Here is a 14,934-nt window from a genome sequence, read left to right as displayed (position 1 = left end):
GGTAGGGCCCCGGGAGACCGGTAGGGTCGGCGGGATGTGGGCCCGGCACCGGCTGGAGTGGATCACCGCGCTGGTGGCGGCGATCCTCGGCGTCGTCTACCTGATGCTGCCCCGGATGGGGTCCGACCTCGCCGCCCAGGTGGCTCGGGCCGATTTCTTCGCCGGCCACGGCCTCACCCCGATCGACCTGCGCTGGTACGCGGGTGTCGAGCAGTTCGGCTACAGCCTGGTGTCACAGCCGGTGATGGTCCTGCTCGGCGTGCGGGTGACCGGCGTGCTCACCCTGGTCGTGGGCTCGGTGCTGCTCGCCGTGCTGTTCCGGCGGACCGGGGCGGCCCGGCCGTGGCTCGGCGCCGCCTTCGGGACTGCCGGGTTCGCCGGGAACCTGGTGAGCGGCCGGGTCACGTACGGGCTCGGGGTCTGTCTCGCAATCGCCGCGCTGGTCCTGCTCACCGTGCCGCGGCTGCGCCGCCTCGCGGCGCTCGCGGCGTTCCTGGCCGGCGCGTCCAGCCCGGTCGCCGGCCTCTTCACCGGGCTGGCCGGGGTGGCGCTGATGCTGGACCGGCGCTGGCGCGACGGGCTGCTGCTGGCCGTGCCGGCCGCCGTCCCGCTCGCGCTGATCTCGTTGCTCTTCGGTGACGGCGGCTGGATGAACATCAGCCGCACCGACACCGTCCGCGCCATGGTGACCGGGCTGGTCGTGGCCGCGCTGGTGCCGATCCGCCCGGTGCGGGCCGGCGCGCTGCTCTCGTCGGCCGGGGTGCTCGCCGCCGCCCTGATCCACACCCCGGTCGGGCTGAACGCGACCCGTCTCGCGGTGATGTTCGCCATCCCGGTCCTGGCCGCCTACGCGATGCCGGGCATCCGCACCAGGAAGCACGCCGGGATGCTGGCCCTGCTGCTCGTCGCGATGGTCTGGTGGCAGCCGCCGGTGGTGATCGACGACGTGCGGGACATCGGGAATCCGACGGCCGACCCCGGCTACTTCCAGCCGCTGCGCGACCGGCTCGCGGCCGGGGACCTGACCGGGCGGGTGGAGATCCCGCCGACCCGGGCCTACTGGGAAGCCGCCTCGATGGGTGACGTCCCGCTGGCCCGGGGCTGGCTGCGGCAGGCGGACATCGAACGGAACCCGCTCTTCTTCACCACCGTGCCGGGCGCGCTGGGCACCGGCGTCGAACTGACCGCCGCCAGCTACCAGCAGTGGCTCGACGAGCAGGCCGTCCAGTTCGTGGCGGTGCCGGACGCGGAACTCGCCTGGCCGGGACGGGCCGAGGCGGAGCTGGTGACGGGCGGTCTGCCGTACCTGTCGCTGGTCTGGACCGATGCCCACTGGCGCCTGTACGCGGTGCGGAACGCCCGTCCGCTCGTCGCCGGGCCGGCCGTGCTGGTCCGGCAGGACGCCGCGTCGGTGGTCTTCGACGTCCCGGCCACCGCCGCCGGCGGCACGGACGTGCTCGTGCGGGTGCGGCACAGCCACTGGCTGACCGCCTCGGGCGGGGCCTCGGTGATGGCCGACGGGCGATGGACCCGGGTACGCGTGCCGGGGCCGGGCCGGTACACGCTCGGCAGCAGCCTGCTCTGACCTCGGTCAGCGGCGCGCGGCCCGGCGGCGTTCGCGCTGCTCACGGGTGTACCGCTTGCGGTTCTCCAGGTCACGTTTCCACTGCTCACGGGCCTCCGCGTCGCAGCCCTGCACAGCGCCCTTGGTCTGGGCGGGCCCGATCAGCGACCGGAAGGCCCAGTCGTCGAACGTCCGGTGGAACCAGTCCGAGAACTTCGACACGACGCTCGCCTCCGAAGGTTTGCAGTCCAATGGTTGGTGCACTAACTATTGGTAGAGTAGCCCGTGACCTGAGGAGAAACGCAAGTGAGTGATGACCCCCTGGCTCTGGAGCAACAGGTCTGCTTCGCCCTGTCGGTCGCCGCCCGCAGCGTGGTGGCGATCTACCGTCCGCTGCTGGAGCCGATGGGTCTGACCCACCCGCAGTACCTGGTGATGCTCGCCCTCTGGCAGCACGCCCCGTTGAGCGTGCGCCGGCTCAGCGAGCTGCTGCAACTCGATCCGGGCACCCTGTCCCCGCTGCTGAAGCGGCTGGAGGCGATCGGCTATCTGCGGCGCGAGCGGGACCAGGCCGACGAGCGCAGCCTGGCGATCACGCTGACCGAGCGGGGCCGGGCGTTGCGGGTCGACGCCGAGCGCATTCCCCCGGCCGTCGTCGAACGCCTCGGCATGCCGCTCGAAGAATTGAAAAACGTTCACGCCGCACTCACTCGGGTAATTGCCGCCGCCGCTCGCTGAAATTGATTCGCGAATCGGCTGGTAATCCGTCACCCGGGTCGGCTGATCGGCGGAAACGTCAGCCGTAGCGACGTTCCACATCCTCCCGCAGCGCGTTTCACTGAGGTTCCTGACTGAGCCTTTTTCAACGCGGCGAGGGCCTCGCATGCCGCCGCCGGGCAACGACCCGGCGGCATCGGGCCGGATGCCAGGTGGAAAATTGCTCACCGGTCTTTTCCAGAAAGAGCGGCGCATGTGGATCTGCGGCAACTGTGGCGAGACGAACGACGGCGTTCCCGACGTCTGCGACACGTGCGGGCGTCCGGCGCGGAGCACCGAGCCGACCCGGTGGGACGCGCTCCCCCCGCTTCCGGCTCGGTGGGAACCCCGTAACGCGCCCGGATTCCGGGACGAGCCGCCGGCCCCGCGCAACGCGCCGCCCCAGGTGGCCGCCGCCCGCCCCTGGTCGGTCACTCCGAAGACAAGCCCCGGCTCGGTCACTCCGAAGGAGACAAGCCCCGGCTCGGTCACTCCGAAGAAGGCCGGCCCCGGCGAGCGGCCCCGGCCGCCGGTCGCGCCGAAGAGGACCGACCCCGGCGAGCGGTCCTGGCCGCCGCCGGCCGAACCGCAGGCGGCGTGGATCCCCGAGCCGGCCGGCGTGCCCGCACGGACGCCCCACCGGCGGGTGCTCCCCCGCCGGGTGCTCCCCCGCCGGGTGCTCCCGGCCGTCCCGATCGTGGTGCTGATCGCCGCCCTGGCCGCCGCCGCGATCCTCGGCGGCCCGCGGCTGCTGGCGTCCACCGGTGACGGCGCGCCCACCCGCGCCGAGCAGGCGACCGTCCAAAACCCGCCGGCGCTGGAACGCACCCGTCAGCCGGCGAAGCTGGTCACGGTCGAGGCCGACGTGACCCACCCGCGCGCCGCGGCGGTGGCCGCGATGCTGGAGACCTACTTCACCGGGATCAACGCGAAGGACTACGCACGGGTCGCCGCGGTGCTCGACCCGGCCGGTGAGCTCGACCCCGGCGACCCGGCCCAGATGACCCGGTTCACCGACGGGACGGCCACCGCCAAGGACTCCGCCGTGGTGCTGCGCGACCTGACCGACCTGGGCGCCGGGCGGCTCGGCGCGGACGTGACGTTCCGCAGCGAGCAGGAGGCCGGCGACGGGCCGGCCGGGCGCGTCGACGAGACCTGCACCGACTGGCGGGTCAGCTACACGATCAGCACCGGCGGCGGTTACCGCATCCTGCGGGGCGAAGCCACCTCCGAGAAGTGCTGATCAGGACTCCAGCACTCGTTCCATGGCGGCACGGGAGCGGCGGGTCAGCCGCAGATAGCGGTCGACGAACTCACCCGGGTCACCGCCGCCCAGCAGGAGCACCGCGCCCGCCAGCTCGGCCCCGTGCCGGGGGAGCTGATCGGTGGGCCGGCCGCGGACCAGCGTGAGCGCGTTGCGGACCTGGGCCGCGAGGGTCCAGCCCGCCGCCATCGCCGTCGCGTCACCCCGGTCCACCAGGCCGGCTTCGCACTCCGCTTCGAGCGCTTCCTTCGTCCTGGTCTTACGCAGTTCCGGCGCCGCGTGGGCGTGCCGCAGCTGCAACAGCTGCACCGCCCACTCGACGTCGGCCAGGCCGCCGCGGCCCAGCTTGGTGTGCGTGTTCGGATCCGCGCCGCGGGGCAGCCGCTCGGTCTCCACCCGCGCCTTGATCCGGCGGATCTCGACGACCTGCTCCCGGGTGAGCCCGCCGGACGGGTAGCGGACCCCGTCGGCCATCTCCTCGAACTCGGCGCCGAGCGACGCGTCGCCGCAGACGAACCGGGCCCGCAGCAACGCCTGGGCCTCCCACACCTTCGACCAGCGGGCGTAGTACTGCTGGTAGGCCTGCAGGCTGCGGACCAGCGGGCCCTGCCGGCCCTCCGGGCGCAGGTCGGCGTCGACACCGAGAGGCGGGTCCGGCGCCGGGGCGAGCAGCAGCAGGCGCAGCTCCTCGGCGATCGCGTGCGCGGCGGCGCTGGCCCCGCTGTCCGCCGAGCCGGGCGGCGGCGAGAAGACGAAGAGCACGTCGGCGTCGGAGGGATAGCTCATCTCGTACCCGCCGAGGCGGCCCATCCCGATGATCGCGAACCGGAGGCCGTCCGGGCCGGGCTTGGACCGGCGGGCGATCCGCAGGGCCGCGCCGAGCGTCGCGTCGGTGACGTCGGAGAGGGCCGCGCCGATCGCGTCGACGTCCAGCGGCCGGTCCGGGGCGAGGTCGTCGCCGTGGCTCAGGATGTCGGCGCAGGCGATCCGGAACAACTCCCGCCGGCGCAGCGCGCGGACCGCGCCGATCGCCTTGATCGGGTCGCTGTGCCGGTCGGCCGCCGCCGCGAAGCCGTCCAGCAACGCCTGGCGGGGCCGGGGCTGCAGCTCGCCGTCGTCGGCGAGCAGGCGCAGCGCCTCCGGGTCGCGGGTGAGCAGGTCGGTCGCGTACCGGGAGAGGCTGAGCACCCGGGCCAGGCGCCGGGCCACCGGGCCGCCGTCACGCAGCAGGCGCAGGTACCACGGGGTGCTGCCCAGCTTGTCGGAAACCTGCCGGTAGCTGAGCAGGCCGCGGTCCGGTTCCGGCGCGTCGGCGAAGTCCTGCAGCAGCATCGGCAGCAGCGTGCGCTGGATCGCGGCGGTCCGGGTCACGCCGCCGGTGAGTGACTCCAGGTGCCGCAGCGCGCCGGCCGGGTCGGCGAAGCCGAGGATCTCCAGGCGTTTGCGGGCCGATTCGGTCGTCATCCGCAGCTCTTCGGCCGGCACCCGGGCCACCGCTTCGAGCAGCGGCTGGTAGAGCAGTTTCACATGCAGCCGGCGGACGTTCGCGGCATGACCGACCCAGTCCGACCGGAACGCCTCCACCGCGTCCCGGCCCGGCATCGCGGTGTAGCCCAGCGCGGCCGCGAGCCAGCGCAGCCCGGCCGGGTCGTCCGGCACGGTGTGCGTCCGTTTGAGCTGCTGCAGTTGCAGCCGGTGCTCGACGCCGCGGAGGAACCGGTACCCGCGCAGCAGCGTCTCCCCGTCCTGCCGGCCGACGTAACCACCGGTGACCAGGGCCCGCAGCGCCGGCAGCGTGCCCGGCGCCCGCAGCGTCTCGTCCACCCGCCCGTGCACGAGCTGCAGCAGCTGCACCGCGAACTCGATGTCCCGCAGGCCGCCCGGACCACGCTTGATCTCGCGGTCCACCTCTTTCGCCGGCACGTTGTCGATGATCTTGCGACGCATGTCGCGGACGTCGGCCACGGCTTCCGGGCGTTCCGCCGCGTGCCAGACCAGCGGCGCCAGGTCGGCCAGCCAGGCCTGCGCGAGGGCCAGGTCACCGGCGGCCGGCCGCGCTTTCAGCAGCGCCTGGAACTCCCAGGTCCGCGCCCACCGCCGGTAGTAGGCCTGGTGGCTGGCGAGCGTGCGGACCAGCGGGCCACGGTTACCCTCCGGGCGCAGCGCCGCGTCCACCGGCCAGGCGACCAGACCGCAGATCTCGATCAGCCGGGCCGCCACGGTCGTGCCGGACGTCAGATCCTCGTCACCGGCGGCCACGAAGATCACGTCGACGTCGGAGACGTAGTTCAGCTCGTTGCCGCCGCACTTGCCCATCGCCACCACCGCGAGACGCGGCGCAGGCGTCCCGTCCGGCAGACCGGCCACCGCTATCGCGTAGGCCGCCGCGAGCGTCTCGTCGGCCAGGCGGGACAGCGCGGCCATCGTCGGTTCCAGGCCGCGGCCGCCGGTCAGGTCCGCGGCGGCGATGCGCAAGAGCGAGATCCGGTACGCGGTACGCAGCGCCGGCACCGTCGGCGGCCCGTCGCCCATCGAGTCGTCGAGGGCGAGCCGCCCCTCGGCGTCCGGCGGGAGACCGGTCTTGCCGGTGGACAGCGTCCGCCACTCGTCGGGATTGGCCACCAGGTGATCCCCGAGGGCGGCCGAGGCGCCGAGCACGGCCACCAGCCGCCGTTTCAGGCCCTGGTCACGGTGAAGCGCCTCGAGCAGCTCCTCGGTCGCGGCGTTGTGCGCCAGGGCGCTGCCCGGCCCGGCGACCCGGTTGCCGTTGCTGCGGTCCGCGGCCCGGCCGGCCGAGTCGGCGAGCCGGTGCAGCTGACGCAGCGCCAGGTTGGGATCGGCGCTCTTGGAGAGCGCGTCGAGCAGGTCGGCGGCGGCCGTGTCGACCGGCGCGTGCGCCTCGGCGTCCCACAGCCGGAGCCCGTCCGTGCCGAGCAGGTCGGTGGCGCGGACGCCGTTGGCGGCGAAGCCGTACCGGGCGAGCCGGCTGGGCCTCGTCATTGGCCCAGCAGGGGCAGGGTCCGGGCGGTTCCCGGGTTCGGTATGTCGGCGTCCGGCAGCGTGCCGAGCGCCAGCGCGGCGAACCGCTGGGCGAACGGCTGCCACACCTCCTCCACGTCGGCGAGCGCGCCGGCCGTGGCCAGCACCACCGACTCCGGGTCGTAGCCGAGCTCGTCCAGCGTGGCCGCGTCGGCGCGGGCCCAAGACTCGATCATCGCGGCGTCGCACTCGATGTGGAACTGGGTGCCCCACGCCCGGTCGCCGATCCGGAACGCCTGGTTCGGGTACCGGCTGGAGGCGGCGAGCAGCACCGCGCTCATCGGCAGGTCGGCGATCTCGTCCCGATGCCACTGGATCACGTCGGGCATCAGCGGCATCCATTTGAAGAGCGGGTCGGTGTCGGCCGCGTCCCGCTTGCCGACCAGGCCCGGGCCGACCTCCGGGCCGGCGTCGCCGCGCTTCACCCGGCCTCCGTGCGCGGCGGCCAGCAGCTGGCCGCCGAGGCAGATCGCCAGCGTGGGCACCCGGTAGCGCACCGCCTTGCGCAACAGCCCTTCCAGGGCCGGGAACCAGGGCGCGCCGGGGACGCCCGCGTCATCCGGGTACGCGTTCTGGTCGCCGCCCAGCACGATCAGGGCGACGAACCCGTCGAGCGTCTCGGGCAACGCGTCGCCGGCATGCGGGCGGAGCACGGTGAGCTCCAACCCGGCCTCGGTCAGCCACTCGCCGAGCCGCCGGAGGTCGTCGCTGGGGTCGTTCTCGATGACTAGTGCGCTGCCCACCCGTCGAGGCTAACTGGTCCTGTTTGATTGAGGCATGCTCGCTGCGGTGATCACCGAGTTCGGCGGCCCCGGCGTGTTCGCGCTGGACGAGCTCGCCGAGCCGGCGCCCGGCCCGGACACCGAGATCGTCGACGTGACACTGGCCGGGGTGAACTACGCCGACGTCCACCGGCGGCACGGCACGGACGAGAAACCACCGCTCCCGGCCGTGCTCGGCACCGACGTCGTCGGGCGGCGGCGTGCCGACGGACACCGGGTGGCCGCGCTGCTGCCTGCCGGAGGCGGGTACGCGCAGGTCGCCGCCCCGCTGCGGCGGCACACCGTGCCGGTACCGGACGCGGTCACCGACGAGCAGGCCCTGGCCGTGCTGGAACAGGGGCTGACCGCCTGGCACAGCCTGCACACGCTCGGCCGGGTGGACGGCGACGACCTGGTCGTGGTCACCGCCGGCGCGGGCGGGGTGGGCCACCTCGCGGTGCAACTGGCGCGCTGGGCCGGCGCCCGGGTGGTGGTGCTCGCCTCGTCGCCGTCGAAACGGGCGGCCGCGGTGGAGCTGGGCGCGCACGCGGCGGTGGACTCACGGCACCCGGACCTGGGCGCGGCGGTGCGCGAGGCCCTCGGGGCGGCGCCGACGATGGTGCTGGACGGTGTCGGCGGGCGGACGTTCGAGCAGCTGCGGGCGGCGCTGGCGCCCTTCGGGCGGATCGTGGCGTACGGCGGTGCCAGTGAGGTGAGCGGTACGGTGTCGGTGCACGACCTGATGACGGCCTCGACCGGGGTGCTCGGGTTCTGGCTGCAACGGGTCCTGGACGACGAGGAGTTGTTCACCTCCAGCGCGGCGCGGCTGTTCCACCTGGCCGGGCGGGGTGTGCTGCGGGCCCGGATCGGCGGGCGGTACCCGCTGGGCGCGGTCGGGCAGGCCCACGCCGATCTGGAGGGCCGGTCCACCATCGGCAAGCTCGTGATCGACGTTCGCCGATTCGGCTGAGGTCCGGCATGGTCCGCGCCTCATCGAGAAACCCGGGCTCTGCTCTGCCATCGAGCCGGGGCGCCTCGCCGCAGTCCGGCGGGAAGCGGGACGCGACGATCGTACGAAAGGAAGGGCAGGCGCCGGAGCGCCTGCCGCAACCATCGTCAGGAAATGCAGGCGCAGACGATCAGGGCCGCGCCGAAGTGGGACGCGGCGCTCACCAGCGCGCCGCCGTGGCGGTCCGGGGTGCAGATGACCTCACCGAGCTTGCCCGGCGTCATCCAGTCCAGGACGAGGAAGGCGAGGCCCATGATGCCGATGCCCACGAGACCGAAAAGGACCGTCGAGGCGAGGCCCTCGGCGAACGATTCGTAGCTGGTGAAGATGGCGGTGAACACGATCGCCGAAATGCCCAGCTGGTTCGCGGCCAGCAGCAGGGCCGCGTTGGGGTTGCGCTCGACGAAAATCAGGTCCTTGAGCTTGCCCGGGGTCAGCACGTCGATCAGCAGGTAGCCGATCGCCATGAGGCCGATGCCGACCAGACCGAAAACGATGCTCCGTCCGGCGCCCTCAAGCAGGTCTTCCAGCACGGCTTCTCCCTTGTCGCACGATGTCAGCACCCGACCGTATCGGAGACGATCTACCACGTCTTCAGGCGCGGCGGGATTTTCTTCCCGCCTGTCGCTGTGACACATTCTCGCGGCCCGGCGCTGTAACTACGGGAGCCCGCCTGCCTTGGTGAGTTCCGGACAGTGCTGGACGGGGAGAGGCGCGGAGGTCGCATGCTGGCACCGGAGGAGCTCGACGCTGTGGTGCGCGCCGCGCAGTCCGGCGACGAGAACGCGTTCCGGCAGCTCTACCGCCTGCAGCAACCGGCGCTGCTCCGCTATCTTCGGGTGCTGGTCGGCGACGACGCGGAAGACGTGGCGTCGGAGGCGTGGCTGCAGATCGCCCGGGATCTGCACTCGTTCTCCGGTGACGGCGACGGGTTCCGGGGCTGGACCGCGACGATCGCCCGGCACCGCGCCATGGACCTGTTGCGCGCCCAGCGCCGGCGTCCGCAGTCCTCCGGGCCGGCCGACGACCATCTGGCCGAGATGCGCGCCGGCGACGACACCGCCGACCGGGCGGTGGAGCTGGTCACCACCGACGCCGCGCTGACGCTGATCGCGACACTCCCGCAGGAGATGGCCGAAGCCGTGATGCTGCGCGTCGTCGTCGGCCTCGACGCCAAGACGACCGGAAGGATCCTCGGCCGCCGGGCCGGTGCGGTCCGCACCGCGGCCTACCGCGGGTTGCGCCTGCTCGCCCACCGATTGAGCGTGCCTGAGCAGCGCGAACCTCCGCCGGTGACACATTTTCCGGCGCCGGCGCTGAAGGAGATGAGATGAGCAGCCCCGAGAGAGGAGGCCCGATGGACCGGAAGACCGCGGAGAGATTGCTGCGCGGCGGCGCGCCCGGGCATCCCCTGGCCGAGGTGCTGTCCGCGGCGAAGGCGCCCGCCACCGAGCGCGAACTGTCCGGAGAGGCCGCCGCGATGGCCGCGTTCCGGGCCGCTGCTCCGGCTCCCCGGAGACATCCGATGCTCACGTTCCTGAGCTTCAAGGTCGCGGCGGCCGCGTTCGCCACCACGGCGACCGTCGGCGGCGTGGCGCTCGCCGCGTCCACCGGAACCCTGCCCAGCCCGATCTTCGCGTCCTCGTCGGCCAAGCCGTCGCACGCGCCGTCGTCGCCGAGCCCGTCGCGCAGCCTGTCGCCCAGTCCGTCGCGCAGCTTGTCGCCCGGTGCGTCGCCCACTCCGCCGCACAGCCCGTCGCGCGGCTCCTCGCCGCGTCCGAGATCGTCCCCGCCGGCGTCCGCGAAGCCCCGGATCGAGCTGGACGACCTGTGCCGGGAGTTCGACGGACGGGACCGGGACGGGCGCACCCGGGCGCTCGACGACGACCGGTTCGGCGAGCTGATCGAGCGGGCCGGCCGGAAAGAGCGGGTCGAGCGCTTCTGCAGCGACTTCCGGAAGCCTCGGACCGGCTCCTCGGCGACGCCGCGGTGGCCGGGCAGCGGCCCCGATGGCGGTAGCGGCTCCGATAGCGGTGGCTTCGGTGACGGCTTCGAATGGGAACGCCGGGAAGGATGAGAGCCGGCACCCGGTGGATCGGATCAGGGGAACGGGCGATCCATCGGGTGCCCCAGCGGTCGGCTGACAACGGGGTCGCCCCCACCCCAGCGCAGGCAGCCGAACCAGTCAGGCGGCGGTGATCCTCACTCTCCACGGGGAGGATCGCCGCCGCCTGGCGTGTCTTGCGGGTCTTACCGAGCTGGTTACAGGGCGCCGAGGTACCGCTGGCGCTCGTAAGGGGTGACCTCGCGGCGGAACTGCTCCCACTCGGCCCGCTTGTTGCGCAGGAAGAAGTCGAAGACGTGCTCGCCGAGCACCTCGGCGATCAGCTCCGAGCCGGCCATCACGTCGATCGCCTCGGACAGGTTCTCCGGCAGCGCCTCGTAACCGGCGGCCTTACGCTCGGCCGGCGAGAGCGACCAGACGTCGTCCTCGGCGCCCGGGGGCAGCTCGTACCCCTCCTCGATGCCCTTGAGGCCGGCGCCGAGCATGACCGCGAACGCCAGGTACGGGTTCGCCGCCGAGTCGATCGACCGCACCTCGACGCGCGCCGAGCTGGGCTTGCCGAACGCCGGAACCCGGACCAGCGCGGAACGGTTCAGGTGGCCCCAGCTCACGAACGCCGGCGACTCGGTGATCCGGTCCGGCAGCTGCAGCGGGAAGAGCCGCTTGTACGAGTTCACCCACTGGTTGGTGATCGCGGTGTACTCCCGGGCGTGCACCAGCAGACCGGCGATGAACGCCCGTGCCGTCTTCGACAGCTTCTGCGGGTCCTCGCTGTCGTAGAAGGCGTTGCGCTCGCCCTCCATCAGCGACAGGTGGGTGTGCATGCCGGAGCCCGGCTGGTCGGTGTACGGCTTCGGCATGAAGGTGGCCTTCACCCCCTGGGAGAGCGCCACCTCCTTGACCACGTGCCGGAACGTCATGATGTTGTCGGCGGTGGTGAGCGCGTCCGCGTACCGCAGGTCGATCTCCTGCTGGCCGGGGGCGACCTCGTGGTGGCTGAACTCGACCGAGATGCCGATCCGCTCCAGCGCCAGCACGGCCTGCCGGCGGAAGTCCCGGGCGATCGCGTGGGTGGTGTGGTCGAAGTAGCCGCCGCTGTCCACCGGAACCGGCACCGAGCCGTCGCTCGGCCCGTCCTGGACCAGGAAGAACTCGACCTCGGGGTGGGTGTAGAAGGTGAAGCCCTTCTCGGCGGCCTTGGCGAGGGCGCGGCGCAGCACGTGGCGCGGGTCGGCCCAGGCGGCGCTGCCGTCCGGCATCAGGATGTCGCAGAACATCCGGGCGCTCTCGCCGCTGACGCCACCCTCGAACGGGAAGACCTGGAAGGTGGTCGGGTCCGGCATGGCGACCATGTCCGACTCGTAGACCCGGGCGAAGCCCTCGATCGCCGAGCCGTCGATGCCGATGCCCTCCTCGAAGGCCGACTCCAGCTCCGCCGGGGCGACCGACACGCTCTTCAGCGTGCCCAGCACGTCGGTGAACCAGAGACGGACAAAACGGATGTCGCGCTCCTCGAGCGTGCGAAGCACGAACTCCTGCTGTCGGTCCACTTCCACCCCTCGTGCCGTTATCGATCCATTCTCCGCCGAGACTACGCTGACCACGGCCTGTGACGTCGCCCTGGGTCAGGATCCAAAGGCCTCGTCGCGGGGAAGAATGAGGCCATGCCCACGCTGCGTATCGCCCTTGCTCAAGTGAACTCGACGGTCGGTGACATCGGCGGCAACGCGGAGGCGATACGCCGCTGGTCACGCGAGGCAGCCCGGGCCGGCGCGCATCTCGTCGCCTTCCCGGAGATGATGCTGACCGGCTATCCGATCGAGGATCTGGTCTTCCGGAACTCGTTCGTCGCCGAGTCCCGGCAGGCGCTGCACGACCTCGCCGCGGCCCTGGTCGGCGACGGGCTCGGCGAGCTCGCCGTGGTGGTGGGCTACGTGGACGCCGACGGGCCGGCCCACACCAGCTCGGACGCGGTCGCCGGGACCGGGCGCCGGGACGCGTCGGCGCTGCTCCACGGCGGCGAGGTGGTCGCCACCTACTTCAAGCACCACCTGCCCAACTACGGCGTCTTCGACGAGGACCGGTACTTCGAGCCCGGCACCGCGCTGACCGTGGTGCGTCTCGGCGAGGTGGACGTGGCGCTGACCGTGTGCGAGGACATCTGGCAGGCGGGCGGGCCGTTCACCGCGGCACGGCGGGCCGGCGCCGGACTGGTCGTCAACATCAACGCCTCGCCCTACGAGCTGAACAAGGACGACGTACGGCTACCCCTCGTGCAGCGGCGCGCCGCGGAGGCGGGCGCCACCGTCGCCTATGTGAACGCGGTCGGCGGCCAGGACGAGCTGGTCTTCGACGGCGACTCGATGATCGTTTCGCGGGACGGGGAGCTGCTCGCCCGGGCGGGACAGTTCACCGAGGGCCTGCTCGTCCACGATCTGGATCTGCCGGCCGCGGACGCCGTTCCGAATCCGGAGGGCTCGACGGACGCGGTGGCGCCCCGGGTCGAGCAGTCGATCCCGGACGAGATGGAGATCAACCGGGTCACCGTCGGATTTAGTTCTGATATTTCGGACAAATCGGTTAAGGGAGGCATCGCTGAGCGGATCGCGGATGAGGCCGAGGTCTGGGCCGCTCTCGTTCTCGGCCTGCGCGACTATGTCAACAAAAGTCGCTTCAGGTCGGTCATCCTCGGCCTCTCCGGTGGCATCGACTCCGCCGTCGTGGCCGCGATCGCCGTCGACGCCCTGGGCCCCGACCGTGTCTTCGGCGTCTCGATGCCCAGTGGCTACTCCTCCGAGCACTCCCGCGACGACGCGGCCGAGCTGGCCAAACGCACCGGCCTCGACTACCGGACCGAGCCGATCCAGCCGATGGTCGACGCGTTCCTGGCGAACATGTCGCTCTCCGGCGTGACGGTGGAGAACCTGCAGGCCCGGGTCCGCGGCGTGATCCTGATGGCGCTCTCGAACCAGGAGGGCCACCTGGTGCTGACCACCGGCAACAAGAGCGAGCTGGCGGTCGGGTACTCGACGCTCTACGGCGACTCGGTCGGCGGGTTCAACCCGCTCAAGGACGTGCCGAAGACCATGGTGTGGAAGCTCGCCCGCTGGCGGAACGCCCAGGAGAACGCGCCGATCCCGGAGAACTCGATCAGCAAGCCGCCGAGCGCCGAGCTGCGGCCGGACCAGAAGGACTCGGACTCGCTGCCCGACTACGAGCTGCTCGATCCGATCATCAAGGGATACGTCGACCATGACCTGGGCCGCGCCGAGCTGATCGAGGCGGGCAACGACCCGGCCCTGGTCGACCGGGTGCTCCGCATGATCGACCTCGCGGAGTACAAGCGCCGCCAGTCCGCGCCGGGCACCAAGATCTCGGGCAAGGCGTTCGGGCGGGACCGCCGCCTGCCCATTACCAACCTGTTTCGAGAAGGCGAAAAAGCCGTGTGAAAACCTCCACTGACCTCTGACCCTCGGGCGGTTCCCGGTGCGACGATTTATCGCACCCGGGGACCGCAGCCGAGCGGCCTCGAGGGAAGGAGATAGCGCAATGTCGGAAATTCCCACCCTGTACGGCGGGCCCCCGACCCGTCGCGTCCGCACCCGCGACCTGATCAACGCCAAGGCCCGCGGCGACCGCTGGCCGATGCTCACGTCCTACGACATGTACACCGCGTCGATCTTCGACCAGTCCGGTGTGCCGGTCCTGCTGGTGGGCGACTCGGCCGCGAACAACGTCTACGGTCATGAGACCACCCTCCCGGTCACCGTCGACGAGATGCTGCCGCTGGTCAAGGCCGTCGTCCGGGCCACGAAAACCGCGCTGATCGTCGGTGACCTGCCGTTCGGCAGCTACGAGGAGGGCCCCACGCAGGCCCTGCGTACCGCGGTCCGGTTCATGAAAGAGGGCGGCTGCCACGCCGTGAAACTCGAGGGCGGCCGCCGGATGGCCCCGCAGATCGAGGCGATCACCGGCGCCGGCATCCCGGTCATGGCCCACATCGGCTTCACGCCGCAGCGCGAGCACACCATCGGCGGATACCGGGTGCAGGGCCGCGAGAACGAGGGCGCCGAAGTCATCTCCGACGCGCGGGCGGTCGCCGACGCGGGCGCGTTCGCCGTCGTCCTGGAGATGGTCCCCGGCGAAGTCTCCAAGCAGATCACCAAGGAACTCTCGATCCCCACGGTCGGCATCGGCGCCGGCCCGGACACCGACGCCCAGGTGCTGGTCTGGCAGGACATGGCGGGCCTGCGAACCGGCAAGGCCCCGCGCTTCGTGAAACGCTACGCCGACCTGGCCGGAGCCCTGACCGAAGCAACGCGGCAATTCGCCGCCGAGGTGAGGAGCGGCGAGTTCCCGGCCGCGGAGCACACCTTCTGACCCACGAGGGTACGAGGGGATCGCCCGCTCCCGGAAGCAGCGGTCCCCTCCCCGGAGCTGATCGGAGCCTCCCCGGCGACCTTGCCGAGGAGGCTC

General features: G+C 72.1%; 13 protein-coding genes. 8 read left to right on the top strand and 5 right to left on the bottom strand.

Annotation, left to right across the window (positions count from 1 at the left end):
• Positions 1–34: 34 nt before the first annotated feature.
• Positions 35–1,585, top strand: coding sequence for a hypothetical protein (locus tag AB0F72_RS21015; protein ID WP_360433715.1), 1,551 nt, complete (start codon positions 35–37; stop codon positions 1,583–1,585).
• Positions 1,586–1,591: 6 nt separating this feature from the next.
• On the opposite strand, the gene AB0F72_RS21010 is transcribed toward AB0F72_RS21015, so the two are convergent.
• The gene (locus AB0F72_RS21010; RefSeq protein ID WP_360433712.1) at positions 1,592–1,786 is read right to left on the bottom strand and encodes a hypothetical protein; all 195 of its coding nucleotides are present in this window, start codon (positions 1,784–1,786) and stop codon (positions 1,592–1,594) included.
• An 84-nt stretch (positions 1,787–1,870) separates the two neighbouring features.
• On the opposite strand from AB0F72_RS21010, the gene AB0F72_RS21005 reads away from it, so the two are divergent.
• Complete coding sequence (locus AB0F72_RS21005) at positions 1,871–2,302, top strand: MarR family transcriptional regulator (RefSeq protein WP_360433709.1); 432 nt, start codon at positions 1,871–1,873, stop codon at positions 2,300–2,302.
• 199 nt (positions 2,303–2,501) lie between these two features.
• Positions 2,502–3,563, top strand: coding sequence for a hypothetical protein (locus AB0F72_RS21000; RefSeq protein ID WP_360433706.1), 1,062 nt, complete (start codon positions 2,502–2,504; stop codon positions 3,561–3,563).
• Here AB0F72_RS21000 and AB0F72_RS20995 read toward each other — a convergent pair whose 3' ends face one another.
• Positions 3,564–6,584 (bottom strand): bifunctional [glutamine synthetase] adenylyltransferase/[glutamine synthetase]-adenylyl-L-tyrosine phosphorylase, encoded by a 3,021-nt coding sequence (locus tag AB0F72_RS20995; RefSeq protein WP_360433703.1) that lies wholly within the window; start codon positions 6,582–6,584, stop codon positions 3,564–3,566. It lies immediately after the preceding gene.
• Positions 6,581–7,366, bottom strand: coding sequence for a type 1 glutamine amidotransferase (locus tag AB0F72_RS20990; RefSeq protein ID WP_360433700.1), 786 nt, complete (start codon positions 7,364–7,366; stop codon positions 6,581–6,583). The genes AB0F72_RS20995 and AB0F72_RS20990 overlap by 4 nt, the downstream gene beginning before the upstream one ends.
• A gap of 34 nt (positions 7,367–7,400) precedes the next feature.
• On the opposite strand from AB0F72_RS20990, the gene AB0F72_RS20985 reads away from it, so the two are divergent.
• Positions 7,401–8,354: a zinc-binding dehydrogenase gene (locus tag AB0F72_RS20985; RefSeq protein WP_360433697.1), complete on the top strand. Its 954-nt coding sequence runs from the start codon at positions 7,401–7,403 to the stop codon at positions 8,352–8,354.
• Between the two features lie 146 nt (positions 8,355–8,500).
• Here AB0F72_RS20985 and AB0F72_RS20980 read toward each other — a convergent pair whose 3' ends face one another.
• Positions 8,501–8,926 (bottom strand): DUF350 domain-containing protein, encoded by a 426-nt coding sequence (locus AB0F72_RS20980; protein ID WP_360433694.1) that lies wholly within the window; start codon positions 8,924–8,926, stop codon positions 8,501–8,503.
• Positions 8,927–9,118: 192 nt separating this feature from the next.
• On the opposite strand from AB0F72_RS20980, the gene AB0F72_RS20975 reads away from it, so the two are divergent.
• Both AB0F72_RS20975 and AB0F72_RS20970 read left to right on the top strand, forming a co-directional pair.
• On the top strand, positions 9,119–9,727 hold the full coding sequence (locus AB0F72_RS20975; RefSeq protein ID WP_360433691.1) for an RNA polymerase sigma factor: 609 nt from the start codon (positions 9,119–9,121) through the stop codon (positions 9,725–9,727).
• A 23-nt stretch (positions 9,728–9,750) separates the two neighbouring features.
• Positions 9,751–10,470, top strand: coding sequence for a hypothetical protein (locus tag AB0F72_RS20970; RefSeq protein WP_360433688.1), 720 nt, complete (start codon positions 9,751–9,753; stop codon positions 10,468–10,470).
• Between the two features lie 185 nt (positions 10,471–10,655).
• On the opposite strand, the gene glnA is transcribed toward AB0F72_RS20970, so the two are convergent.
• Positions 10,656–12,008, bottom strand: coding sequence for a type I glutamate--ammonia ligase (gene glnA, locus AB0F72_RS20965; RefSeq protein WP_360433686.1), 1,353 nt, complete (start codon positions 12,006–12,008; stop codon positions 10,656–10,658).
• A gap of 114 nt (positions 12,009–12,122) precedes the next feature.
• Here glnA and AB0F72_RS20960 point away from each other — a divergent pair, with 114 nt between their 5' ends.
• Both AB0F72_RS20960 and panB read left to right on the top strand, forming a co-directional pair.
• The gene (locus AB0F72_RS20960; protein ID WP_360433683.1) at positions 12,123–13,907 is read left to right on the top strand and encodes an NAD+ synthase; all 1,785 of its coding nucleotides are present in this window, start codon (positions 12,123–12,125) and stop codon (positions 13,905–13,907) included.
• A 100-nt stretch (positions 13,908–14,007) separates the two neighbouring features.
• Complete coding sequence (gene panB / locus AB0F72_RS20955; RefSeq protein WP_360433680.1) at positions 14,008–14,838, top strand: 3-methyl-2-oxobutanoate hydroxymethyltransferase; 831 nt, start codon at positions 14,008–14,010, stop codon at positions 14,836–14,838.
• Positions 14,839–14,934 lie beyond the last annotated feature (96 nt).

Origin of the sequence: Actinoplanes sp. NPDC023936, from assembly GCF_040639325.1 — a bacterium.
GTDB lineage: Bacteria > Actinomycetota > Actinomycetes > Mycobacteriales > Micromonosporaceae > Actinoplanes.
The sequence above is the reverse complement of the archived record's forward strand: the minus strand, read 5'-3'. Positions and strand labels throughout refer to the sequence as shown.

Coding starts and splice junctions, on each gene's coding strand:
- AB0F72_RS21015 (WP_360433715.1), top strand. CDS start 35: ATGTGGGCCCGGCACCGGCTGGAGTGGATCACCGCGCTGGTGGCGGCG.
- AB0F72_RS20995 (WP_360433703.1), bottom strand. CDS start 6,584: ATGACGAGGCCCAGCCGGCTCGCCCGGTACGGCTTCGCCGCCAACGGC.
- AB0F72_RS20985 (WP_360433697.1), top strand. CDS start 7,401: ATGCTCGCTGCGGTGATCACCGAGTTCGGCGGCCCCGGCGTGTTCGCG.
- AB0F72_RS20975 (WP_360433691.1), top strand. CDS start 9,119: ATGCTGGCACCGGAGGAGCTCGACGCTGTGGTGCGCGCCGCGCAGTCC.
- AB0F72_RS20970 (WP_360433688.1), top strand. CDS start 9,751: ATGGACCGGAAGACCGCGGAGAGATTGCTGCGCGGCGGCGCGCCCGGG.
- AB0F72_RS20960 (WP_360433683.1), top strand. CDS start 12,123: ATGCCCACGCTGCGTATCGCCCTTGCTCAAGTGAACTCGACGGTCGGT.
- panB (WP_360433680.1), top strand. CDS start 14,008: ATGTCGGAAATTCCCACCCTGTACGGCGGGCCCCCGACCCGTCGCGTC.